Origin of the sequence: Neobacillus niacini (assembly GCF_023715415.1) — a bacterium.
Taxonomy (GTDB): Bacteria; Bacillota; Bacilli; order Bacillales; family Cytobacillaceae; genus Neobacillus; species Neobacillus niacini_C.
Genome location: NZ_JAMBOB010000006.1, coordinates 1 through 24,402, shown reverse-complemented (window position 1 = coordinate 24,402; position 24,402 = coordinate 1). Strand labels below are relative to the sequence as shown.

24 protein-coding genes and 2 tRNA genes are annotated in these 24,402 nt (G+C 38.8%); 24 read left to right on the top strand and 2 right to left on the bottom strand.

Annotation, left to right across the window (positions count from 1 at the left end; all coding sequences use genetic code 11):
• The first annotated feature begins 3 nt into the window (after positions 1-3).
• The 16 genes from M3189_RS14685 to mug all read left to right on the top strand — a co-directional run bounded on the left by M3189_RS14685 (position 4) and on the right by mug (position 16,785).
• Complete coding sequence (locus M3189_RS14685; RefSeq protein WP_251634830.1) at positions 4-1,617, top strand: long-chain-fatty-acid--CoA ligase; 1,614 nt, start codon at positions 4-6, stop codon at positions 1,615-1,617.
• A gap of 97 nt (positions 1,618-1,714) precedes the next feature.
• Positions 1,715-2,278: a TetR/AcrR family transcriptional regulator gene (locus M3189_RS14680; RefSeq protein ID WP_251634829.1), complete on the top strand. Its 564-nt coding sequence runs from the start codon at positions 1,715-1,717 to the stop codon at positions 2,276-2,278.
• Between the two features lie 116 nt (positions 2,279-2,394).
• Entirely contained in the window at positions 2,395-3,468 is a 1,074-nt protein-coding gene (locus M3189_RS14675; protein ID WP_251634828.1) for a phosphotransferase family protein, read from the top strand.
• Between the two features lie 286 nt (positions 3,469-3,754).
• Positions 3,755-4,534, top strand: a complete 780-nt coding sequence (locus M3189_RS14670) for an enoyl-CoA hydratase/isomerase family protein (RefSeq protein ID WP_251634827.1) — start codon at positions 3,755-3,757, stop codon at positions 4,532-4,534.
• A 15-nt stretch (positions 4,535-4,549) separates the two neighbouring features.
• The gene (locus M3189_RS14665) at positions 4,550-5,524 is read left to right on the top strand and encodes a quinone oxidoreductase family protein (protein WP_251634826.1); all 975 of its coding nucleotides are present in this window, start codon (positions 4,550-4,552) and stop codon (positions 5,522-5,524) included.
• Between the two features lie 180 nt (positions 5,525-5,704).
• Positions 5,705-6,406, top strand: coding sequence for a response regulator transcription factor (locus tag M3189_RS14660; protein WP_251635556.1), 702 nt, complete (start codon positions 5,705-5,707; stop codon positions 6,404-6,406).
• Positions 6,378-7,802: a sensor histidine kinase gene (locus M3189_RS14655; RefSeq protein ID WP_251634825.1), complete on the top strand. Its 1,425-nt coding sequence runs from the start codon at positions 6,378-6,380 to the stop codon at positions 7,800-7,802. Before M3189_RS14660 ends, M3189_RS14655 begins: the two co-directional genes overlap by 29 nt.
• A gap of 159 nt (positions 7,803-7,961) precedes the next feature.
• Positions 7,962-9,362 carry a S1C family serine protease gene (locus M3189_RS14650; protein WP_251634823.1) on the top strand — a complete coding sequence of 467 codons (1,401 nt, stop codon included), beginning with the start codon at positions 7,962-7,964 and terminating at the stop codon, positions 9,360-9,362.
• Between the two features lie 21 nt (positions 9,363-9,383).
• A complete protein-coding gene (locus M3189_RS14645; RefSeq protein WP_251634821.1) occupies positions 9,384-10,277 on the top strand; it encodes a peptidylprolyl isomerase in 894 nt (297 codons plus the stop codon).
• 23 nt (positions 10,278-10,300) lie between these two features.
• Entirely contained in the window at positions 10,301-10,714 is a 414-nt protein-coding gene (locus M3189_RS14640) for a hypothetical protein (RefSeq protein WP_251634820.1), read from the top strand.
• 98 nt (positions 10,715-10,812) lie between these two features.
• Positions 10,813-10,947: an RAxF-45 family protein gene (locus M3189_RS26955; protein WP_285889677.1), complete on the top strand. Its 135-nt coding sequence runs from the start codon at positions 10,813-10,815 to the stop codon at positions 10,945-10,947.
• 146 nt (positions 10,948-11,093) lie between these two features.
• A complete protein-coding gene (abc-f, locus tag M3189_RS14635; RefSeq protein WP_251634819.1) occupies positions 11,094-12,971 on the top strand; it encodes a ribosomal protection-like ABC-F family protein in 1,878 nt (625 codons plus the stop codon).
• Between the two features lie 89 nt (positions 12,972-13,060).
• Entirely contained in the window at positions 13,061-14,053 is a 993-nt protein-coding gene (mgrA, locus tag M3189_RS14630; RefSeq protein WP_251634818.1) for an L-glyceraldehyde 3-phosphate reductase, read from the top strand.
• Positions 14,054-14,258: 205 nt separating this feature from the next.
• Positions 14,259-15,572: a Na+/H+ antiporter NhaC family protein gene (locus M3189_RS14625; protein ID WP_251634816.1), complete on the top strand. Its 1,314-nt coding sequence runs from the start codon at positions 14,259-14,261 to the stop codon at positions 15,570-15,572.
• Between the two features lie 84 nt (positions 15,573-15,656).
• The gene (locus M3189_RS14620) at positions 15,657-16,232 is read left to right on the top strand and encodes a YitT family protein (protein WP_251634815.1); all 576 of its coding nucleotides are present in this window, start codon (positions 15,657-15,659) and stop codon (positions 16,230-16,232) included.
• Between the two features lie 46 nt (positions 16,233-16,278).
• Positions 16,279-16,785: a G/U mismatch-specific DNA glycosylase gene (gene mug, locus M3189_RS14615; RefSeq protein ID WP_435368088.1), complete on the top strand. Its 507-nt coding sequence runs from the start codon at positions 16,279-16,281 to the stop codon at positions 16,783-16,785.
• Positions 16,786-16,937: 152 nt separating this feature from the next.
• Here the strand turns inward: mug and shc are convergent, their stop codons facing one another.
• Entirely contained in the window at positions 16,938-18,797 is a 1,860-nt protein-coding gene (shc, locus tag M3189_RS14610) for a squalene--hopene cyclase (RefSeq protein WP_285889672.1), read from the bottom strand.
• Positions 18,798-18,878: 81 nt separating this feature from the next.
• Here shc and M3189_RS14605 point away from each other — a divergent pair, with 81 nt between their 5' ends.
• The 6 genes from M3189_RS14605 to M3189_RS14580 all read left to right on the top strand — a co-directional run bounded on the left by M3189_RS14605 (position 18,879) and on the right by M3189_RS14580 (position 23,666).
• Positions 18,879-20,015 (top strand): DUF2515 domain-containing protein, encoded by a 1,137-nt coding sequence (locus M3189_RS14605; RefSeq protein WP_251634813.1) that lies wholly within the window; start codon positions 18,879-18,881, stop codon positions 20,013-20,015.
• The gene (locus M3189_RS14600) at positions 20,008-20,391 is read left to right on the top strand and encodes a CBO0543 family protein (protein WP_251634812.1); all 384 of its coding nucleotides are present in this window, start codon (positions 20,008-20,010) and stop codon (positions 20,389-20,391) included. The genes M3189_RS14605 and M3189_RS14600 overlap by 8 nt, the downstream gene beginning before the upstream one ends.
• Positions 20,392-20,613: 222 nt before the next feature.
• Entirely contained in the window at positions 20,614-21,054 is a 441-nt protein-coding gene (locus M3189_RS14595) for a peptidylprolyl isomerase (RefSeq protein WP_251634810.1), read from the top strand.
• A 112-nt stretch (positions 21,055-21,166) separates the two neighbouring features.
• The gene (locus M3189_RS14590) at positions 21,167-21,952 is read left to right on the top strand and encodes a divergent polysaccharide deacetylase family protein (protein ID WP_251634809.1); all 786 of its coding nucleotides are present in this window, start codon (positions 21,167-21,169) and stop codon (positions 21,950-21,952) included.
• Positions 21,953-22,046: 94 nt separating this feature from the next.
• On the top strand, positions 22,047-22,802 hold the full coding sequence (locus M3189_RS14585; RefSeq protein WP_251634808.1) for an exodeoxyribonuclease III: 756 nt from the start codon (positions 22,047-22,049) through the stop codon (positions 22,800-22,802).
• 93 nt (positions 22,803-22,895) lie between these two features.
• Positions 22,896-23,666: a class I SAM-dependent methyltransferase gene (locus M3189_RS14580; RefSeq protein ID WP_251634804.1), complete on the top strand. Its 771-nt coding sequence runs from the start codon at positions 22,896-22,898 to the stop codon at positions 23,664-23,666.
• Positions 23,667-23,716: 50 nt separating this feature from the next.
• Here M3189_RS14580 and M3189_RS14575 read toward each other — a convergent pair whose 3' ends face one another.
• Positions 23,717-23,863 (bottom strand): hypothetical protein, encoded by a 147-nt coding sequence (locus tag M3189_RS14575; RefSeq protein WP_251634802.1) that lies wholly within the window; start codon positions 23,861-23,863, stop codon positions 23,717-23,719.
• Positions 23,864-24,128: 265 nt separating this feature from the next.
• On the opposite strand from M3189_RS14575, the gene M3189_RS14570 reads away from it, so the two are divergent.
• Positions 24,129-24,210 (top strand) — tRNA-Leu (locus M3189_RS14570).
• 67 nt (positions 24,211-24,277) lie between these two features.
• Positions 24,278-24,352 (top strand) — tRNA-Gly (locus tag M3189_RS14565).
• Positions 24,353-24,402 lie beyond the last annotated feature (50 nt).

The window sequence follows — 24,402 nt, the reverse complement described above, 5'->3', positions numbered from 1 at the left end:
ATAATGGCTGGAAAGAAAATTGGTATGGCACAATATCCTGACTCGATTTCATCAACAATCTCAACTCCTGAAACAAATCTAGTAGAAATACTACAAGAAACGACCGCAAAATATCCTACAAATAATGCACTATCCTTCTTTGGAAGAAAAATAACCTATCAGCAATTATTAGGACTATCTCAAGGGTTTACTTCTGCTCTTCAGCAAAATCAAGTTCAAAAGGGGGACCGTGTGGCACTAATGCTTCCGAACTGCCCGCAATATGTCATTTCTTATTATGGCACGCTAGGTGCTGGGGCAATTGTGACTCAAGTAAATCCTATGAGTGTAGAGCGAGAGCTTGAATATATCCTGAATGACTCTGGAGCAGAAACCATCGTAGTCATGGATGCGTTGTATCCTCGAGTAAAAAGTGTTCAGCAACGGACTAGTTTAAAGAATATCATTGTCGTCAGCCTGCAGCCATCTGGACAAGATTTCACTCCAGATTGCAGCTTTGAACAATTCGTAGCAACTGGAAACGGAAAGGTAACTCCTGTAAAGATTGAATTGGAGCATGATATCGCTGTCCTTCAATATACAGGCGGCACAACCGGAAGGTCAAAGGGAGCGATGTTAACCCACCGAAACATTGTGGCAAACGTGCTTCAATCCTATGAATTTTTCAAACATGAGTTTGAATTAGGAAAAGAACGCTGTTTAACAGTTATTCCTCTTTTCCATGTATTTGGAATGACAGCCTGTATGAACCTAACCATTTTTACTGGCGGGGAATCGATTATGCTTCCACGTTTTGATTTAGAGGAAGTATTAAATACAATCAAACATGAACAGCCTACTACTTTCCCAGGGGTTCCAACCATGTATGTGGCTATTACCAATCATCCACGTGCAGAGGAGTACGGATTGAATAGTATAAAAACCTGTAATAGCGGCAGTGCACCTATGCCGGTAGAACTTCTCCGTGAATTTGAAAGAAAAACAGGGGCAAAGATTTTGGAAGGTTATGGACTTTCCGAAGCGTCTCCAACCACACATTGCAACCCGCCTTTTGCAGACCGTAAGCCAGGAAGTGTTGGCATTGGGATGCCATCTACAGAATATAAAATTGTAGATGTGGCCAGTGGTTTAGAAGAAGTTCCAGTTGGGGAATTAGGTGAAGTGATTATTAAAGGCCCGCAGATTATGAAGGGTTACTGGAATATGCCCGAAGAAACAGCCAATACATTAAGAGATGGCTGGCTATATACTGGGGATTTAGCAAGAGTGGATGAAGATGGTTATTTATATATCGTTGATCGTAAAAAGGATTTAATTATTGCGAGCGGTTTCAATATTTATCCTCGAGATATCGAAGAAGTGCTTTATGAGCATCCTGCTATTCAAGAAGCCGTTGTCATTGGAGTTCCTGATGCTTACCGTGGAGAGGATGTAAAGGCTTTTGTCGTTTTAAAGGCTGGTCAATCACTTACTGAGGAAGATGTTATTCACTATTGTAAGCAAAATATGGCATCTTATAAAGTTCCAAGAAATGTTGAATTCCGTGAGCAATTACCTAAGACACAAGTCGGTAAAATTCTCCGTCGTGCCTTACGAGAAGAGTCAGTAAAAAAATAGAAAGACTAACAATTTTCTGTATATTGCCCGTAATAGTTGCGAAAAAGAATATGTTATAATTTCACTAGACCTATTACAGATTGCGAGGACATAAGCGGTGAAAGATAAATTAACAGAGCACAGTATCCGATTGTTTGAGAAAAAGGGCTTTAAGGAAACATCTATTCAGGACATTGTGGATTCTATAGGTGTAACCAAAGGGACCTTTTATTATTATTTTTCTAGTAAAGAAGAACTCTTAATGGATATTAATTTGGGATACATTAATTATTTACTAGAAAAACAAAGAGAAATTTTGGCGGATACCGGAAGCTGCAAAGAGAAGCTGTTCGGGATTGTTTACTTGCTAATTGGGAAAATAAAAACACAAGGATCTGCTGCTAAAATCTTCTTTAGGGAAATGAAAAATCTAAATGAAGAAAGACTTGCCCTCATCGTACCTAAACGGGATGAATTCCGTTTGAATATTGAGAAACTACTGATTGACGGAGTGGATAAGGGAGAATTCCGAGGCGACTTAAATACGCATATCGTAACCTTTGGTATTCTAGGTGCATCCAATTGGAGTTATCAATGGTTTAATCCAAGTGGAGTTTCTACTGATCGTGAAGTAGCTGAGACTTTTGTTGAAATGATATTAGAAGGAATTCAAGTAAATTAATAAAAAAAGGAGGGTTTAGACTATCTGCTAACTCTCCCTTCACACTATTACCTACTATCCAGTCAGAATGTACAGAATAGACTGAATTTTTTAAAAAAATAGATAGGGGGAATTTAATGCCGCACCAATTGAGTAAAGATACCATTCCTGTCCGAAAAGGGGAGGAATTAGATTTAGCTGTATTAGAACTATTTTTACGCAGCAATATTGAAAACCTGCCAAATGGCACTCTCGAACTTCTGCAATTTTCCGCAGGTCATTCTAATTTAACGTATCAAATAAAAATAGGCGATTGGGAAGCGGTTTTGCGACGTCCGCCTTTAGGACCACTTGCACCTAAAGCACATGATATGGAAAGAGAATTTACCATTATCTCTGAGCTTCATCCAGTCTTTTCAGTCACCCCGAAACCAATCCTGTTTTCCAAGCAGGAGGGAATTGTTGGAAGTCCATTTTTCATCATGGAACGGAAAAACGGTACGGTCATTGACACTTCTTTTCCGGAGGGAATTTCGGTAACGAAAGCGCTATGTCAACAACTGTCCGAGGTGATGGTAGAAAAATTAGTGGAACTTCACGGGATTAACTATAAAGAGACCGGCCTGGGAGCAATTAGTAAGCCTGAGGGTTTCACTGAAAGACAGGTCCATAGCTGGTTAGGACGCTATGAAAGAGTGAAAACGGGTGAAATTGCTGCTGTTGAATCTCTGAAAAGATGGCTTGCAGCAAATATTCCGGTTCAACAAACTTCAACTGTCATTCACTATGACTACAAATTTAATAATGCGATGTTTAATGAAAGTTTATCGGAAATGGTGGGGTTATTTGATTGGGAAATGACAACAGTCGGTGATCCGCTGGCAGATCTTGGGGTGGTCATGAGTTATTGGAATCAAGCCGATGATCCGGTGGAAATAAAAAATGGGCTAGGCAAAGCACCTGTCACGGTAAATGATGGATTCTTTACAAGAAAGCAATTCATTGAGCTTTATGCGAAGAAAAGCGGCCGAGACGTAACCAATATGAACTTTTATTTAACCTTTGCCTACTTTAAACTAGCTGTCATTTGCCAACAAATTTACTATCGGTATATAAAAGGTCAAACCAATGATCTTCGGTTTGCTCATTTTAATGACAAAGCAAAAATGTTAATTGAGCATGCGGCCAGGGTTTCTTCTGGAGAATTGTAGAATTACTAGCGGATAACGAAATTTACTGGCGGATAACGAAATTTACTGGCGGATAACGAAATTTACTGGCGGATAACGAAATTTACTGGCGGATAGCGGGATTTACTAGCGGATAGCGAAATTTACTAGCGGATAGCGGGATTTACTAGCGGATAGCGAAATTTACTAGCGGATAGCGGGATTTACTAGCGGATAGCGGGATTTACTAGCGGATAACGAAATTTACTAGCGGATAGCGAAATTTACTAGCGGATAGCAAGCAAGGAGATAAGGGAGGAAGATTTTATTGAAAAATAATGACTTAATAGTTGAGAAGTTAGGACCGGTTTTGTCTTTAACGCTGAACCGTCCTGAGAGTTTGAATGCATTTAGTTCGGATATGATTCTAGGATTGAAAGACGCACTGCATGAAGCAAAAAATGATCTTGATGTACAGGTAATTGTCTTGTCTGGTTCAGGCCGTGCTTTTAGTGCTGGCGGTGATGTGAAAACAATGGGACAGGCAGATGGGAATCAAACCTATGAACATATAGGTAAATTAAATGAGCTCATTCTATTGATGAAGGATATAGAAAAACCAATTATCGCTTCTGTGCATGGTTTTGCAGCAGGTGCTGGTTTCAATTTAGCGTTAGCGTGTGACATAATTGTTGCTGCTGAGGATAGTAAATTTGCCCTTAGCTTCTCGAAGGTAGGTCTCGTATCGGATGGTGGTGGATCCTATTTCCTTCCGAAGCTGATTGGCCCACACTTAGCCAAGCAATTCTTCTTTAGTGCGGAACCGATTCCTGCCAAGCGTCTCTACCAATTAGGTGTGATTAATGCTTTGTTCTCATTAGAGCGGCTCCAAGAGGAAACAACAAAAATAGCACTTAATTTAGCCCAGGGTCCTGGAAAAGCATTTGGTAAACAAAAGAAATTAATTGACCATTCCTTCAACGCAACACTCGAAGAAATCCTTGAAGAAGAGCGGCTTACACAGGTATTAATGATTCAAACAGAAGACCACAAGGAAGGCGTCGCTGCCTTTAAGGAAAAAAGAAATCCAGTTTATAAAGGCAGATAGAAAGGGAGTTTTTACATGAAAGCAGTTCAATTACAAAAATTTGGTGGACCTGAAGTATTAGAGATTGTTGAGATTGATAGACCCGTTCCAAAAGGGCATGAGGTACTTATTGAAATAAAGGCAATAGGCGTCAACTATGCAGATACAGCAAGAAGAGAGGGACAATATGTCGTTAAAACTCCTCTCCCATTTATTCCAGGAGCAGAAATTGCTGGAGTAGTTACATCAGTTGGCGAAAAGGTTACAAACGCTAAGCCGGGGATGAGGGTTGTTACGCTAATCGAATCAGGAGGATATTCAGAATTTGCAGTTGCTGATGAGCGCTCGTTGATTCCGATTCCTGAGCAATTAGACTTTCAGAATGCAGCAGCATTACCGCTCCAAGGGTTAAGCGCCTATCATGTGTTAAAAACAATGGGACGTTTGGAGAAAGGGGAAAGTGTTCTCGTTCATGCAGCTGCAGGTGGTGTCGGAACTCTTTCTGTACAATTGGCAAAGCTGTTTGGTGCGGGGAAAATCATTGCAACCGCAAGCTCTCCTGAAAAATTAGAACTAGCCCGCAAAATGGGTGCAGATGTCCTGATTAACTATACAGAGTCTAACTGGGTAGAACAGGTTCTTGAAGCAACTGGAGGAAAGGGAGTAGATGTTGCTCTTGAGATGGTAGGCGGAGAGGTTTTCAATAATACCTTAAAATGTCTAGCTACTTTTGGACGTTTAGTTGTATTTGGTGCAGCAAGCGGAGAGCAGAGCAGAATGTATCCATCTTCACTGATGGCTCGAAATCAGTCTGTTATCGGCTTTTTCCTCCCGCAGATAATGAGAAAGCCTGAGTTGCTTCAGCGTAGTTTAGTAGAATTACTATCTTATCTAGGAGAAGGAAAACTGAAGCTTACGATTGGTGGTGTGTTTCCACTAGAGGAAGCAGCAAATGTACATGTATTGTTACAATCAAGAAAAACGACGGGTAAGTTACTACTAGAACCTTAAATCTTTAACAGGTAAGCATTTTGAGGTCTGGACATATGTCCTGGCCTCTTTTTTGCGTGTATATTAACAAACTATGAACAAATTATTAAATAGCCGGGAAGTTTTTGCGATATAGTTGATATGAGGTAAAAATCGTTTAAACTGAAGAAAAGAAGAGATTTTGCTAGGAGTTGAAGGATGTTGAAAATACTCGTGATTGAAGATAATACAAGTGTTTGTTCGATGATAGAAATGTTTTTTGCAAAGGAAGGAATTGAAGGTACCTTTGTGAATGATGGTAGTGAAGGATACAACACGTTCAAAACAGGTACTTGGGATGCTTTGATTGTCGATTGGATGCTGCCTGGAATGGATGGGGTAACCATTTGCCGGAAAATTAGAGAGGAAAAATATACGGTGCCCATTATTATGCTGACTGCGAAGGATACAGAGTCAGATCAAGTGCTCGGTCTTGAAATGGGAGCAGATGACTATGTGACAAAGCCTTTTAGCCCGCTTACGCTAATGGCAAGAATTAAAGCGGTCACACGCAGATATCAAACGCAAGTGACCTCTCTAACAGAGGATTTCCTTCAGACAGAACATTTTAAGATAAGCAAAAATACCCGGGAAGTGCTTGTTAATGGGGTGCCAATTACAAATCTTACGCCAAAAGAGTTTGATCTCTTATATTATATGGTGGAGCATCCCCGGCAGGTTTTTTCAAGGGAACAGCTGCTTGAACGGGTTTGGGGATATCAATTTTACGGTGATGAACGGACGGTAGATGTTCACATTAAGCGACTTCGGAAAAAAGTAGAAACTACATCTCAGCCATTCTTCCACACTGTATGGGGAGTAGGTTATAAGTTTGATGAGTCGATTCAAACAGATAAGAATTAAATACTTTTCTCAACAGTTTATCAGCCACATTAGTATTATCATTGTCGCTTTTCTTGTCTTAAGTCTTTTGTTCGCTCATTATGTCGGAAATTTGGTTTATGAGGAAAAAGCAGATGAGTTAATCTCATATGGAAAAGCCATCATTTCTGATATTGAACGGAATCCGATTGCTACTGATCAAATTATTACTCAATATAGTAATTCTTTACGTTCAAGAAAAATTAGCTTTAGTATGTTTGACCAAGAGGCAAATCTTTATGCTGTCGGACGTAGTGGACCTGCCATTGAGTTGAAACCTTCAGAATGGGAAAAGATTACAAAAGGGCAAACCATTATTGTCCAAAGCGATTACAAACGATTTGATCAAGACGGGGTAACTTTTGTCGTTTTACCCTATATAGATAATCACGACAGGTTTGTAGGTGGGATATTGTTAACCTCGCCAATCAGTGGGTCAAGTGCGATGATTCGCCAAGTGAATCAATTTTTAATTTATACCATCCTCATTGCCTTAGGGGTTTCGTTTTTACTCAGCTGGCTGCTTTCAAAAATTCATGTGAATCGGATTAAACGGCTACGTGAAGCGACATCGCTAGTATCAGCTGGAGATTATCATGTTCACGTACCGTCCTCTAACTTTGATGAAATAGGTGAGTTGGCCAATGACTTCAACCATATGGTAAAAAAATTAAACCATTCGATGGAGGAAATTGAAGCACTAGAGAATCGTAGACGGCAATTTATGGCGGATGTTTCCCATGAAATGCGGACACCATTAACAACTATTAGCGGCGTCGTTGAGGGATTGAAAAATGACATGATTCCTGAAGAGGATAAGGAACGAGGAATAAATTTAGTGAGTCAAGAGGCTAGAAGACTGATTCGCCTCGTAAATGAAAATCTTGATTATGAAAAAATAAGGTCCAATCAAATCCAGTTATATAGAGAAGATATCCAACTGTTAGAAGTGTTAGAAATTATTCAAGAGCAATTGGCAGCACAGGCAGATGAGAAGAATGTTCAAATTATCGTTGAGTCAGACGAAGATGTGATGGTCAACGCAGACTATGATCGCCTTGTTCAAATTTTGATTAATATTACTAAAAACAGTATTCAGTTTACTTCAGACGGTACCATTTGGATTAGAGGAAGAAGTGAACAAAATAAGACGATTATTGAAGTGGAAGACACAGGTATTGGCATTGACCCAAGTGAGGTCCAAAACATTTGGCGTCGTTTTTACAAAGCTGAAATATCCAGGACAAGTAATCCATATGGTGCTTTTGGTCTAGGTTTATCGATTGTGAAGCAGCTGGTACTTCTTCATAATGGCGAGATTGATGTACAAAGTGAAAAAGGAAGAGGGACAATATTTACGATTACCTTCAAACAGTAAGCAGCAGGGAGATTCCTGCTGTTTTTATTTTTCTAAATATCCGACTTTTTTCTTAATAATTTCCAATTCCCGTTATAGTTTGTTAACAATTTTTTCATAATTATGGGCTAAATTATAAATAAGATAACTCAAACTTTAGTGTAAAGGAGAAGAAAAAGTATGAATTACAAAAATGAATTCGAAAGAGAGAATGAGAATAATTTACAAAATCCATCAGACGGAATTTCAGATAACAAACCAGAAGAAATAGAACCAGAGACACAATCGGTTGAAGAATCAGTCCTAACAGAGCACGAGCCAGTAAGAACGGAGGAAGTAGAGAAAACCAACGAAGAAATAGTGACTGAACCACATGCGAACCGTATAGAGTATAAAAACAATACCAAGAAAAAGAAAAGGAAGGTAAAAGGTTTTGTCTCAATGGTAGCAGCAGGTGTAGTGGGGTCTGTGTTGACATTGACCGTTCTCCCATATACCAATTACCTGGATAATTTCCAACAAGCTGATGAAAAACAAACCCTTGGTATTACCCAGCAAAGCGCAAATTCAGAAGTGAATACCGTAACTGCACAGCCAACATCTGCAAAGTCTTCCTCGTCCATTGCAGATACAGTCGAGCAATTGTCAAAAACAATTGTTGGAATTGTCAATTACCAACAGCGTCAAAGCCGGGGATTTTATGGAAGCGGTTCGTCTCAAAATGTTGAAAGTGGTACAGGCTCAGGGGTTATTTTTCAAAAGAATAATGATACTGCCTACATCGTAACCAATAACCATGTTGTGGAGGGTGCTACGAAACTAGAAGTATCGCTATATAACGGAGAAAAAGTAAGTGCAGAGATTGTTGGAACAGATGCCTTAACGGATTTAGCAGTTTTGAAAATTGATAGTAAACATGTTGAGGCAATTGCACAGTTTGGTGATTCATCCACACTAAGACCGGGTGACCAGGTATTTGCAATCGGAAACCCGCTTGGACTTGATTTTGCTAGGACGGTAACCGAAGGAATCGTAAGTGCAATTAACAGAAGTATCGCAGTCTCAACATCAGCAGGAAATTGGGAAACAAATGTCATTCAAACAGATGCGGCGATTAATCCTGGAAATAGTGGTGGAGCGTTAATTAACCCGGAAGGTTTAGTGATTGGGATCAATAGCTTGAAAATTTCTGAAAGCGGCGTAGAAGGGTTGGGCTTTGCGATTCCTAGTAATGACCTCCTTCCAATTGTGAATGAATTAATTGAGAACGGTAAGGTAGAGAGACCATATCTTGGTATAGGACTTGCCGATTTAACAGAAGTTCCGCAATTATATTGGGAGAACCTTCCTAAAAGTGTCAAAGAAGGGGTAATGATTACAGCCGTTGAACCGAACTCTGCAGCGTCCAATGGTGGTTTAGAAGCACAGGATGTGATTGTTAGCATGAATGGTACTAAAATTGCCGATTCCTCTGAATTAAGAAGGTTTTTGTATGCTGATGTAAAAATTGGCGATGAAGTTAAATTTGAAGTATACCGTGACGGAAAGCTTACCACTGTAAACGTTAAGCTAGCGAAATAACCTAAGGGAGCAAATAATAGAATGGTTTTTATCAAGCAAAATAAAAAATTAGTTTTAGGTATAGGAGTACTCATACTCGCAATAGGTGTTTTTCTAAGCTTAGCGCTGCCAAAGGATAAAGCAATTGCAAAAATTAATGGTGATTCGATTAGTAAAGATGAATTGTATGATGTAATGGTGAAGCAATATGGAGCTGCTACGGTGGAACAATTGATAGCTGATAAAATTGTTGCCTCTGAAGCTAAAAAACAAAAAATAACGATCTCCGATGAAGATTTGAATAAAGAAGTGGACAAATTAAAGGAGTCATATGGCGGCGAGGAAGTATTTAATCAGGTACTGGCTTCAAATAATACCACAGTCGATGTACTAAAAGAGGACCTTAAAAACTATTTGACGATGCGTAAATTAATCGAACCACAAATAAAGATTACGGATGAAGAGTTAAAGACTTATTTTGATGAAAATAAAGACTCTCTTGGCGAAGCAGAACAAGTAAAAGCAAGCCATATTCTAGTTGAAGATGAAGCAACTGCTAAAGAAATAAAACAAAAGCTTGCGGATGGTGCTGATTTTGCTGAGTTAGCAAAGGAATACTCAACGGATGAAGGTTCCAAGGAAAATGGCGGAGAGCTTGGATACTTCCCTAGAGGTACTATGGTAACAGAATTTGAAGATATGGCTTTTTCACTTCCAGTAAATGAAATTAGTGAGCCAGTAAAATCTGATTATGGGTACCATATTATTAAGGTTGAAGAGAAAAAGGAAGCAAAAGAGGCAAATTTTGATGATAGTAAGGCTGGAATAAAAGAAACATTGGTAGATGAAAGAATGGAAGCAGAATACACTTCTTGGCTTGAAGAAAAGAAAAAAGATTACGATATTGAAAACAGCCTTGAAAGTGTTGAAGGATAACTCTTCATTAAGAGGTGAAAATGATGAATCAGGTCGGAAGGTATGCAGCAAGTGAAGAAGTAGATGGGCTCGAACTGATGAAAATGGTCATGGAACTACCTGAAAAAGACAAAATGCTTATGTGGTCCCAAGGATATATCGATCTCGTAGTTGAAAAAATGCCTGAATATGCTCGTGATATTCTGGGGAATCGAAAGAAAAAATGGGAGGATACGAAGGCATTTTATCTCAACCAGATTGAAGAAATACTTAACGATGAGGAATTTAAGAAACAGGCAAAGGGCGAACGGAAGGAGTTTGCCCTTTTTGTCATGGAGCGCTATCGTGATCTCCAGGCTCTATTGTTTGCCGCTTATGATGGAAAAATAACCGAAGAAGACGTAAGGAAATTTGTCTATAGGAGACGGTTTGGCGGAAGGAAAAAGTATCTTCATTAGTTAAAACCTTTTCAAATTGTCTGAATAAATAGGCTTGCAATGATGGCTCGAACTATTTACAATAGAATTATCTTAAGTTGAAACGGAGGTGTAAAGAGATGAGTCGTTCTATTTTTGTACGTGTACAGTGGCTTGAAGCGCTATATTTGTGCCGTGCAATTTTTCATGATGTAGTTTTCAAAGGGGGAAGTCTGTCCTTTTTTCAAAATTACAAAATGAATATAGAACGATAAACACATCTCTTTACCCATTATTAAAATAGGTGAAAAGAGGGTGCCTTTTTAGCACTCTTTTTTCATGCCAATTTTTTCGGTGCGGGTATCTATGGATGCCTGCATTTTTTTTGTGAAGAGAGTGTTCAACAAAAAGGAGAATGAACATGATCGTATGTAGTGTGAATCATATAGCAAAATCATTTGGTGGAAATATTATTTTTGAAGATTTATCCTTTGAAGTCCATGAAGGAAATCGGGTGGGCTTGGTTGGACGGAACGGCAGCGGGAAAACCACATTGTTAAAGATGCTTGCTAATCAAGAATCAGTTGATGGTGGAGCGATTCATTGGAAAAAGGGGTTGAAAATCGGCTACCTTGCTCAAATTCCTGATTATAAGGACTTAACCGTGAAAGAAGTATTAAAAACTGCATTTGAGCAATTAGTAGAAACAGAAACGAAACTTCAGCAGTTAGAGTTCGAAATGGGGCAAGAGATGACCCCTGACAATTTACAAAGGCTTATGGATCAATATGGAAAACTTCAAGATGATTTCATTTTAAGCGGCGGCTATGAAATGGATGCGCAAATGAACATGGTTTCCCATGGTTTAAATATTATTGAGCTTTTAGATAAACCTTTTTCACTCTTGAGTGGTGGTGAAAAGACAAAGGTTGGACTCTCATTAAGCCTATTAATGAAACCTGAACTATTGTTATTAGATGAGCCGACGAACCATTTAGATTTAATGGCAATCGAGTGGCTTGGGACCTTCCTAAAGGAATATTCAGGGACGATTATTCTAATTTCGCATGACCGCTACTTTTTAGATGAGGTGGTAACAAAAGTTCTTGATATGGAGGATGGTGAAATTGAACTTTACCATACAAATTTTAGCGGGTTTGTAAAAGAGAAGGAAGAGCGATTACTAAGGGAGTTCCAGGAATACCAGGAGCAGCAGCGAAAAATAAAAAAAATGAAGGAGGCAATTAAGCGTCTTCGTGAATGGGCCAACCGGGCCAATCCACCAAGCGCTGCCCTTCATAAACGGGCTACGAATATGCAAAGGGCACTAGACCGGATGGAGAAACTGAACCGTCCCAAGCTTGATGTGAAGAAAATGGGAATAGATTTTGAAGCCACTGACCGGAGCGGAAAGGATGTCATCAAATTAGAGGATGTCTCAAAAAGCTTTGGCAGCCGGACTCTTTTTGAAAAGGTAAATATGCTGGTTCAGTACAAGAATCGAACTGCGATTGTCGGTGAAAACGGAACAGGGAAATCAACGCTGTTAAAATTGATTCTTGGTGGATGCGAGAGTGATCAAGGCACAGTTAAGGTCGGCAGTAATGTGAAAATCGGTTATTTGTCTCAACATGTCTTTCATACCATTGGAGATGAACGGGTAATTGATGTATTCCGGTCTGAAGTAACCGTTAATGAGGGGGAAGCAAGACATATTCTAGCGAGTTTTTTATTTTATGGACCAGCAGTATTTCGAAAGGTCAATCAATTGAGCGGCGGTGAAAGAATGCGATTGCGCCTTGCTCAGCTTATGTATCAGGATATTAATCTTCTAGTGCTGGATGAACCGACTAACCACCTTGATATTGATTCGTGTGAGGTTTTAGAAGAGGCATTAGAACAATTTAACGGGACCATTTTGGCCGTTTCTCATGACCGTTATTTTCTCAATAAATTGTTTAATAAGGTATATTGGCTTCAAAATGGAACAGTATATTTCTTTGATGGAAACTACGACTGGGCAAAGGGGAAGCTAAATGCTCTAAAGGATTCAGAGCCAACACCTTCCGAAAAAATAACACCTATAAAGAATGATAAGCCCTCTAAAGTAGCAGTAGTACCCAACAAAGCGATGGAGATTGAACAGGAGCTCGAAAAGTTAGAAAATCTAATTCACACACTAAAACAGAGAATGGAATCAGCAATCGATTTGGAAATGCTTCAAAAACAATACACAGAATTAGAGCAGCTGGAAATAGAAAGAGAACATTTATATAAACAACTGGATGAAGTTGTTTAAGTCACTACCATTCCTCAAGAGTATTCTACTCTTGGGGATTTTTTCGTTAGCGTTTATAATGTAAATGGAAGTGAAAAAGGAGGAGTAGTATGGTTTATCTAGCGGATGAGTCTCGTTACGGAACAATGAAATACAATCGAAGCGGTCGGTCGGGCTTACAATTGCCTGCGATTTCATTAGGGTTATGGCATAATTTTGGCGGAGTAGATACATATGATAATGGTCGTTTATTGCTTAGAAGAGCATTCGATTTAGGAATTACACATTTTGACCTTGCAAACAATTACGGACCGCCGCCAGGGTCCGCAGAAGAAATGTTTGGCAAAATGATCAAAAGTGATTTTGCTCCTTACCGAGATGAGATGATTATTTCTACAAAAGCTGGTTATACAATGTGGCCAGGACCGTACGGAGACTGGGGTTCAAGAAAATATCTAATAGCCAGTTTAGAACAAAGCTTAAATCGAATGGGACTAGACTATGTGGATATATTTTACTCTCACCGTCCAGACCCGAATACTCCACTTGAAGAAACGATGGGTGCACTTGATTCAATTGTCCGCCAAGGTAAAGCCCTATATGTTGGTATTTCAAATTATAGTGCGGAACAAACACAGGAAGCGGTAAATATCTTAAATAGATTAGGAACTCCACTAGTACTCCATCAACCAAGCTATTCCATGCTGAACCGCTGGATAGAAGATGGATTGCAGGATGTCCTGCAAGAAAATGGAGTAGGATCAATTGCATTTTGTCCACTGGCGCAGGGTTTATTAACGAATAAATATATAAACGGAATCCCTACCGATTCTCGTGCGGCAAAAACACAAAGCTTTTTAAGTAAAGATCAAGTAACAGATGATATAGTAAATAAAGTGAAAAAGCTGAATGTAGTTGCGGTGGATCGCGGACAAAACTTAGCACAGATGGCGCTAGCGTGGGTTCTGAGGGACGGAAGGGTTACATCCGCTTTAATCGGTGCCAGCAAGGTAAGTCAGATAGAAGAGAATGTGGCTGCTTTGGACAACCTTTCCTTCTCTCGTGAAGAATTAAATAGGATTGAGGATATCTTAAAAAGTTAAAACGGCAAAGTTCTGTCCCCATGTTTAGACTTTTGTTGGACGATTCAAGTACATTGTTTCTATCAGCCAACAGGTGAAGAGTGCGGAAATATTTATAACACTTTAATTCGATTGGAGCCGTATTTCTTGGCTCTAATTTTTTTGCTTTTCCAAATTTATAGCTATCATTATAATTAGATTTATAAAATAATAAGGTTGGTTCAATATGAAAAGATTTTCTATAAAACAACTAATTCTCCTCCTTACTGTTACATTAACGGGTGTAATATGGTCCGTTCTATTTCATCAACCGCTCGTAATTGGGTTTTTGCCAGGATTTCTTATTTTAGTCTATCTTTCAAAACAGAATAATCAGGATATCAAACAAATCCTCCAAATCAGTTTAAGAGGAATTTATAAGACTCGGATTGTCATTTTTATTTTATTCTTAGTTAGTTTTTTACTTCCTTCCTGGTATCTTTCAGGGACGATTGATCAAATGGTGAAAATCGCACTTCATTTCATTAATCCGCATTATTTTTATGTTTTAACATTTGTCGCTGCAATGGTCATTTCTATGCTTCTAGGGACAACGGTTGGAACTCTTAGTGCGATTGGTATTCCAATATTGGGGACAGCAGTGGTGTTAAATCTGCAGGCAGAGATTGTAGCAGGAGCATTGGTCTCCGGGGCGTTTGTTGGGGACAGAACTTCACCATTTTCGAGTGCTCATCAGCTGCTGGCACATACAATTGAAATACCCGTGAAAAAACAATGGAATGCGATGCTAGTTACTACATTCATTGCTGTAGGGGTATCTATTCTTTTTTACGGAAGTTTTGATTTCTTTTCTGATGTAACAGTACGTGCTTCAAATCATTTACGATGGAGTAATCTATCGTTGATAAAATTTATTCCACCCATCATTTTACTTCTCTTAGTTCTGTTTCGAGTGAGTATTATATATGCTTTTCTAACAAGTATCATTACGGCTTGCATCCTATCGTTGCTTGATGGTGTTGGGTTAGTAGAAATTGCTCTCGCTTTTTGGAATGGAATTGAGGGGTTGGGCGGGGGCTTTCTTCATATGTACGAACTATTGCTGTTTCTTGCCTTAGCGGGTGCCTACAATGGTCTATTGGAGGAATTGAACGTCATTCAGCCTTATCTTGATAAATGGCTGCAACGTTCAACTTCTTTAACAGGAGACACGTGTAAAACCCTGCTAGCCACTCTCTTAATCAGTTTAATTGCTGCTAATCAAACGCTGCCGATTATTCTGACGGGAAGGTCCTTTTTACCTCATTGGTCAAGTAAATATGGGAAAGAGGAATTATCAAGAGTGATGGGTGATACGACCATGATTTTTCCGGGGATGGTGCCTTGGAGTGTGTTGGCAATTATGTGCAGTACCATAGTCGGAATTCCAATCTTAGAGTATTTGCCCTATGCCTTATTTTTATGGATTTTACCTTTTTTGACGCTAATGATTTCCTTGTTCAAACATGCCAGAAAGATAAAAGGTATAGCGCCTGCTTAACTTATGTTCCTTTTAGTTATGAATGAACTCCCTTGTAGCCACATATAAGTGGATATATAGATATTTGGACAAGGGATGGCGATTATGCTTAAAAAATTAGCGGTTATCGGATTTGGAAGTACGATGATTGGTGTTGGGGTGAACGGATTCATTTTGCCCTTCCATCTTATTAACGGCGGGATGTTTGGGATTAGCATATTATTCAACTATCTATGGCAATTTAGTATTGGATTAACATTTGTTTTATTGAATATTCCTGTTTACTTGCTTGCGTATAAGTCTGATATAAACTACTTTACTTATGGATTAATTGGGGCTTTCTTCTCAGGTTTCATGATTGAAATATTGGTGCCTCTAAAAGGAGTATTTCATTTGCCTATTATCAGTTCTGTGATTATCGGAGGTACTATCGTCGGAATTGGAGTAGGGACAATGTTGAGAAATCAGATAAGCCCAGGGGGAATGGATTTACTTGCTTTACTGTTTGCAAAATGGACAAAGGTTAACGTAGGGATTATAGCTTATGCGATTGATACAGTGATTATTATGACGAGTCTGTTGCTGCTTCGGGAGCCTAGATTATTATATTCGTTATTAATCGTTTCAATTGTTGGGTTACTAGCGACAGTCATCACCTCGGTGGGAAATTATGAAAAATGAAGATGGTTTAGTAAAATAGGGTCATTACTATTGAATAGAGGTTACTATGTTGAAGTTAGTAAATGATCATATAAAAGAGAATCTAAAGATTCTATTTGTTGGATTTAATCCTAGTATTCGTTCGAGTGAAACGGGGCATCATTTTGCCAATCCGAACAACCGGTTTTGGCGCATCTTACATGATGCAGGTTTGACTCCTCGGAAACTCGAGGCTGCTGAAGATGCCAAACTATTAGATTTGGGGATGGGGATTACCAATATTGTGGCAAGACCAACCAAAGCTGCAGATGAGATTACGAATGAAGAATACAAAGAGGGAAAAGAAATTCTCAGGAATAAAATTGAGCTGCTAAAGCCCAGGGTGGTTTGTTTCGTAGGGAAGGGAGTCTATCAGGAATATAGCGGCTTGAAAAAAGTTCCTTGGGGAAGGCAGGAAAAAGCAGTCGTTCCTGGAACCATTGATTTTGTTGCACCATCATCCAGCGGCTTAGTAAGAATGAAAGTGGAAGAAATCGTAGAAATTTATCTTGGACTTAAGGAAATAATAGAGTGATTCTAAGAGTTATATATATATTTCGATCTATTAGATTAATTCAAATATATCAGCCATGAGTAGAATATATTAGCGTTAAATCGTATATATCAGCTTTAAATCAAATAAATCAGCGATGAACAAAAACTCGACGGAATTTAGAGCCCGTCGAGTTATTTTTCGAACTTTTTACGATAATGTGCCAAGGCAAGCAGTGGAAAGATATAGCGATAACTGTGATAATGGATATAAAAAGCCCCAGCCATACCTTGGCCATTTGGATAAGAAGTGGTCCAATCTTCTTTATCAAGGTTCTTCAACAAATAAGAAATACCTTTCTTGATTTCAGTTGTGGGCTTTTCTGAAACGCTTATTAATGTATCTAATGCCCAGGCGGTATGAGTTGAGGTGCTAGTTCCAAGGTGTTTATAGCTTTCGTTACTATCACTATAACAGGATTCACCCCAGCCGCCATCTCCATTTTGAATTCGATGCAGCCATTGTATTGCTTTTTGAATCGAGGCATCACGAACAGGAACTCCAACCGCTTTTAAACCTGTCACAGTACCCCAAGTACCGTAAATATAACAAATGCCCCATCTGCCATACCAAGAACCATCCCGCTCCTGGTGATCTAGCAGCCACTTAACTCCCTTTTTAATACTTTGATGATTTTTCGACAAATTGGTATAGTTTCCAAAAAACTCAAGTGTACGGCCGGTGATGTCTGCACAAGAGGGATCGGTTAGGATAAATTGAGCCTTCTCAATAGGCAGAAACTCAAAAAGCCTGGTATCGGTATTTTTTTCAAATGCAGCCCAACCACCATCATCGTTTTGCATGGATAGTAACCAATTTATCCCCCGATTCCATGCATCGGAAGAATTCATTCTAGAAATGGACCTTAAAGTTGCAGTTGTATCATCGACATCTGGATTGATTGTATTAATATCTGAAAAGCCCCAGCCTCCTGGCAAACTATTAGGATTATGAATCACCCAATCTCCGAATTTGTCGTGTTGATGGGCTAGTAAATATTGATTCGCTTTCAAAACTATTGAATCTTTTGGTGAAATTCCTGCTTCTTGCAATGCATAGCCAATTAACGAGGTATTCCACACATTCGCGGTCGTGTATTGCATATGTGGAAGTCCATTAATGGTCGTTCTCATCGCTTTTATCCCATCAATAGCGGCTTTGATAACAGGGTCGTTTTTCTTATATCCCAGAGCGAGGAGGGCGAAAATCATTAAAAAGGTGGAACTGTAGTAGCTGAAAAATGTACCATCTTTTTCTATATGGTCGAGCATATATTTTTTTGCCCGCTGTAGTGCCAGCTCATGAAGCTGTTGGGGCAGCCCCATTAGATTCTTAACCCCTTTTTCCATAAAAGAGAAAAGGGAACGTATTTCGCCCGAGCGAATCCAGGTATCAGAATCAGCACGTTCTTCATGTAAATCGGAGAGGTCAGGACTATTTTTTGTCGGTAACGTAAATTTCTTATCTGTGAGAATCAGCAAGGGGGTTAGATTTGCCCTGCCATAAACAGAAAAGGAATAGAAACTGATTGGGAAATGGAGTGGTAATAGAAGTATTTCTATCGGAAGTGGGGAGAAAGATGGCCACTTCATTTGCCCTGTTATGGATAACATCACTTTTGTGAACATACTTACTTCATCCAAACCACCCTTGGACAAAATAAACTTTTTGGCAGCACGGAGCCGCTTATCCTGCTTTTCAAAGTATCCAGAATAAAGGAGTGCGTAATAGGATTCTACGGTGGCAGTGAGATTACCAGTTCCTTCATCATAAAAAAGCTTCCAGGCACCATTTTTTTCTTGTCTCTTTACTATCCTCTCGGCAAGCCCCTTTATTAATTCTTCATCATGTATTTCCAATGTCCGTAATAAAATGATCATATAGGCATCTGTCGATAACCCAGTTTCAAATGGATAATGCCAGGAGCCATCGGGAGATTGATCCCTTCTAAGTCTCTCAACTAGCCAGTCTAAGCCATTTCTAGTATTGATCAAAGTAATATTCAGTCCTCTCCCATTTGAATATTCTCATCTATACATATTCAGCGAGTAGACAGAGAATTCTCGAGGGAGGTTATGATTATTTTTTTTATCAGAAGCAGGGAAAAAACTCCGATTGAAACTATTAAGGATGAATTAAAGGTGAAAATGAAAAAGAGTGCAGTAATTGACTTGAAAACAGTAACAAAAGAGGAACAAGTTCTTTTAGAAAATATAAAAAAAAGTACAAGCGAACGGAACCTGAATAACCTGACAAGGACAAATGCCTATTTTGATATTTACCAAAAACATCCCGAAATCCATTGGGCATTTCTAGGGCATATGGTATCTAGAAATGGCGGCTGGAATATGACCGATTTAAAGGGTGAGTTCCTCACACGCTTGCTTACGAAAAAAGAAAGGAGTGTCTTTTTTACCTTTTTAGAACGCGGGAATTGGCTGATATTTCAAGACGCTTATCCACAATTTTTACTATACAGTGAGAGTATAAAAAGAAAGAAACCTCTATTTTATTTGCTGCCTTATTTGAATATATCCACCTTTATGGAGACTATTTGGAATTATTTCTGGAGGGTGCCTGACACCTATATCCTCACAATGGCTCTTATTATTAATGAACAAAATTATCTGGAGAAAAGGGTGATTCAAAACCCCAGCTATCAAAAGGATGTACTAAACACGTTGGAGTTTAAGCTGCAGGATGTGCTCTCATTTAATCATATTTTGTTTCCCAATCGAAAAAAGAGCCTTGCCGGGCAAACACTTCATCAGTTTCAATCTCTACATGAGCGGATACTTTTAGGGAAAAGATTGTATGCTGTTCTTTTTCAAAAAAAGGAATTGCTAAGTCAATTTGTTCAATGGGCAAAAGTACACCGTCATACAGGGTCGAGAAAGGATTATTGGCCGCATATTTTTAATAATGTGAATGAAGGAATTCCTGGAATCCCCTATAAGCTTCGTTTAAATGCATGCAAGCTTAGATGGGGAGCAAGAAAAATATATAGTCCAGATTTAACGTCTGCGTGGAAAAATGTTCATCACCAAGATGCGGAAAAGGGAGATTGGTTTAGTGAGTGGCAGATAGCTGACTATCTCTTGGAGCATAATGAAACACAAATTAATGGGGAGATTGAATATGACTACTGTAAAACGCTTGAAAGGCTTGAGCTTGCCGCCTTGGCAAAAAAAGTCATTACCATTTTTGATTAAGGAATATGGCCCTGTAGTTATATTGGCTATATTGCTGGGTACTTCCTTGGATCTATACTTTGTTGGCAAGAAAATGTACATGTTTCCTATTCGACCATTTCCTGAGGTGTTGTCGTTTAATATTGCCTTTACTTTTGTAGGATTGCCCATTCTTGTGCTGGTTTTCTTAAAGATGATGAAAAAGGTAACGAAATGGGGAAAGGTAGCTATTATTTTATTCCTAAGCTTACTGATGCCTATAGGTGAAAGATTTTCTGAATTATTTGGTCTATTCGAGCACTCTGTTGACTGGAAGCATATCTATAGTTTCTTTGGCTATCTGGTTTTCTTTTCGTTTATTTTTTTGTTTTATAAATTAACAAATAAAGAACATTAAAAAAGCCAAGACCTCAGGTCTTGGCTTCTTGTAATGCCGCTACCAACGACACTACGTACCCCTTCCGTCCGTACAGTGGTTAAGTGTCCCGCAACAAGCGAATGTTCGGAAGGGGTATTGTTATAATACCACAATATTGAGGATTTTAAACCATGAAACTTTCTTTTCTCCTGAGGAAAGTGTATGATAAAAATGATTTTTTACATAAAGGAGATGTTCATTGTGGCTAAAAAAGGACACATTCAAATGCAAAACGGAGAAAAAATTGAATTCGAATTATATCCAAACGAAGCACCTGGTACAGTAGCAAACTTTGAAAAACTAGCAAAAGAAGGATTTTACAATGGGTTGAATTTTCACCGCGTTATTCCTGGATTTGTAAGCCAAGGTGGGTGCCCAAGTGGAACTGGAACTGGTGGGCCAGGCTACACAATTAAATGTGAAACACAAGGAAATCCACACAAACATGTACCAGGTTCTCTTTCTATGGCACATGCTGGTAAAGATACAGGCGGCAGCCAATTCTTTATCGTTCATGAGTCACAGCCGCATCTAAATGGTGTTCACACTGTTTTCGGTAAAGTGACTTCTGGTCTTGAAACAGCAAAAGCTATGCGTAATGGCGATGTTATGGAAAAAGTGGAAGTATACGACGAAGAATAGGATTTACAATAGGAGCCGAGCAATTGGGCTCTTTTTTGTGCATTCAAAAAGCAAGCATGAATCCAATCACTCAGGGCAAATTAACGTAAAAACATCAATATGGGAGGTTTTTATGAAAAGATTTGCTCTTTTACTCATCCCGTTTTTGCTGCTTTCCATGCAATATACAGCTTCAGCTAAAACCAAGGATGAAAAACAATTAAAGGCTGCTATTATTATTGATGACTTCGGCGGTGGAACGGGTGGAGTTAGAGATTTTCTAGAAGGAGACATCCCGATTACTGCTGCGGTAATGCCTTTTACAGAGCATTCAGCGAAGCATGCAAGATGGGCTCATAAAAATGGGTTTGAGGTCATCGTTCATTTACCGATGCAGCCCAAAAAAGGAAAGCGCTCATGGCTAGGTCCGAAACCCATTACGGTAGATCTATCACCACAAGAGGTGAAACAAAGGGTGGAAGATGCAATTAAGTCTGTTCCCTATGCAGTTGGGATGAATAACCATATGGGTTCACTAGCGGTAGAGGATGAGGAAATCGTAAGAGCGATTGTAGAAGTTGCCAAGGAGAAGAAGATGTATATTATCGACAGTGGTACGAGCCCAAAATCAAAGTTTCCGAAGGTTACAGAAGAAATGAATGTGCCGCTTTTAGAAAGAGATGTTTTCTTAGATGATATCTCGTCTTCGAGTCATGTGAGAAAACAAATGAAAAGATTAGCTAAGATAACCGAATTTACTGGCAGGGGAATTGCCATTGGACATGTTGGGGTAACAGGAAAGGTATGTTCAGTAGGAATTTTTCAATCAATGGAAGAATTTAAACAACGCAACATCAAAATAGTGCCAGCCTCACAGCTTTTTTCTACGCAATTAACAGAACAATATTTAAAACCATGAAACAAGGCAACTGCGGGTTGCCTTGTTTCATGGTAAAATACCTAACAGACAAACAATTCAATTGAAAAAGGCTGTAAGGGAGAATAAATTTACTATGAAATTAGTTTCTTGGAACGTTAATGGGCTAAGAGCCTGTGTTAATAAAGGATTTTTAGATTACTTTAAAGAAGTAAATGCAGATATTTTTTGTGTACAGGAGACAAAATTACAGGAGGGGCAAATTAATCTTGAACTAGAGGGATACCATCAATATTGGAATTACGCTGTCAAAAAGGGCTATTCAGGTACAGCTGTTTTTACAAAAATTGAACCAATATCAGTCCGATATGGTTTAGGAAATGAAGATTCACAGGATGAAGGCCGAATTCTTACGTTAGAATTTGAGGGTTTTTATCTAGTAAATGTTTACACGCCAAACTCTCAAAGAGATTTAGCGAGACTAGGCTTCCGATTAGATTGGGAAGATAGGATTATCTCACATTTAAAAGATTTAGATCAAGTTAAGCCTGTAATTTTATGTGGTGATTTAAATGTTGCTCATCAGGAAATAGACTTGAGAAATCCAAAATCAAATTTAGGTAATTCTGGTTTTACAGTCGAGGAACGTGGAAAAATGAATTCTCTTCTGGAGTCAGGATTTGTAGATAGCTATCGACATTTTTACCCGGAAAAAGAAGGTTCCTACACATGGTGGTCGTACATGGCAAAGGTACGGGAGCGGAATATTGGTTGGCGGATTGATTATTTTATCGTCTCCGAAAAACTTCGTGACTCATTGATTACTGCAGATATTCATTGTGAAATAATGGGCAGTGATCATTGCCCAGTGGTGCTGGAATTGGAAATGTAATCCTACATAAGTTTTTCTTATGATAAATCATAAAAACCTCGTAATTTTCATTATTATTTAAATACTATAAATTAAAGTTAAGAGGTGATTATGATGGATATTAAAAATGATGTCCAGCAGCAATTTGGGAAAAATGCGACTTCTTACGTTTCCAGTCCTATTCATAAGGACGGGAAAGACTTATTAAAGATGGTGGAAATGGCTGAATTAACTGGACAGGAAGTTCTTCTTGATATTGCCACAGGCGGCGGGCATACAGCGAATGCGTTTGCACCACTAGTTAGTAGGGTAACGGCAGTGGATCTTACCACAGAAATGCTAGTTGCAGCTGAGAATTTCATTAAGGAAAATGGTCATCAAAATGTTGAATTTATTCAAGGGGATGCCGAGCAGCTTCCATTTACGAATGAGTCATTTGATATTGTTACCTGTAGGATTGCGCCACATCATTTCCCCCATGTGGATTCATTCATAAAGGAAGTACATCGAGTATTAAAGCCTAAAGGTCAATTCATACTGGATGATAATGTAGTTCCAGAGAAAAATGATTACGATCAATTCTATAATACGATTGAAAAAATACGGGATTACAGTCATTTTCGTGCTTGGAAAAAATCCGAATGGATACAAAAGATTGAGGAAAGTGGATTGGAAATATTTGAATGGCACCGATTTGAGAAAACTTTTCGTTTTGAACCATGGTGTGCAAATATGAAGCTGCCAGAATCTGAAAAGAATCAGTTAACTCAATTGATTCTTAAATCATCGAAAGAAATCCAAGAAAAATTTAGAATTCAGATTGAGAATGATAAAGTTATTTCTTTTGTTGGAGAAGCCATTGTTTTAAAGGCGATAAAACGGTAAGTAAAAACCCATCGTATAAAAGAGGTTCATCTCTTTTATACGATGGATTTTTAAAATTCAAAAGGACTGTGGAGGTCATTAAGGGCTGTTCCAAAAACATCAAATTCAGGTGATTTCTCACCGTTACTTGAGTTTTCTTCGTGATTTTCCTGATTCGTAAGAATTTTGTCAGCGTCTTTTTTCTGGATATAACTCAAGGTACATCATCTCCTTTTTTTGGGAATGAATCATAGTGTATTTTTTCCCCATTAATAATGTTCTAAACCATTTTATTTTTCATTTAGCACCAATCTAGTTGGATTTAAAGCTTTGATTGGCTAATTTAGTATTATTTTTTACTTCCAAAAAATTTTTTTAAAAATTGGTGTTGATTTTTGTCGTAATTCGTTGTAAGATTATCAATGTCGCCGCTACGACGTGGCGAAGTTAGCAACTTACTTTTCTATTTAGTTTTAATTACATGCGGGTGTGGCGGAATTGGCAGACGCACCAGACTTAGGATCTGGCGCCGCAAGGCGTGGGGGTTCGACTCCCTTCACCCGCACTTAAGTTATTTTCGCAGAAAATAACCAAACCTTTTTTTGAAAATCTTATTACTACAGAAAAGTAATGCGGAAGTAGTTCAGTGGTAGAACACCACCTTGCCAAGGTGGGGGTCGCGGGTTCGAATCCCGTCTTCCGCTCCAATGTTGCCGGGGTGGCGGAACTGGCAGACGCACAGGACTTAAAATCCTGC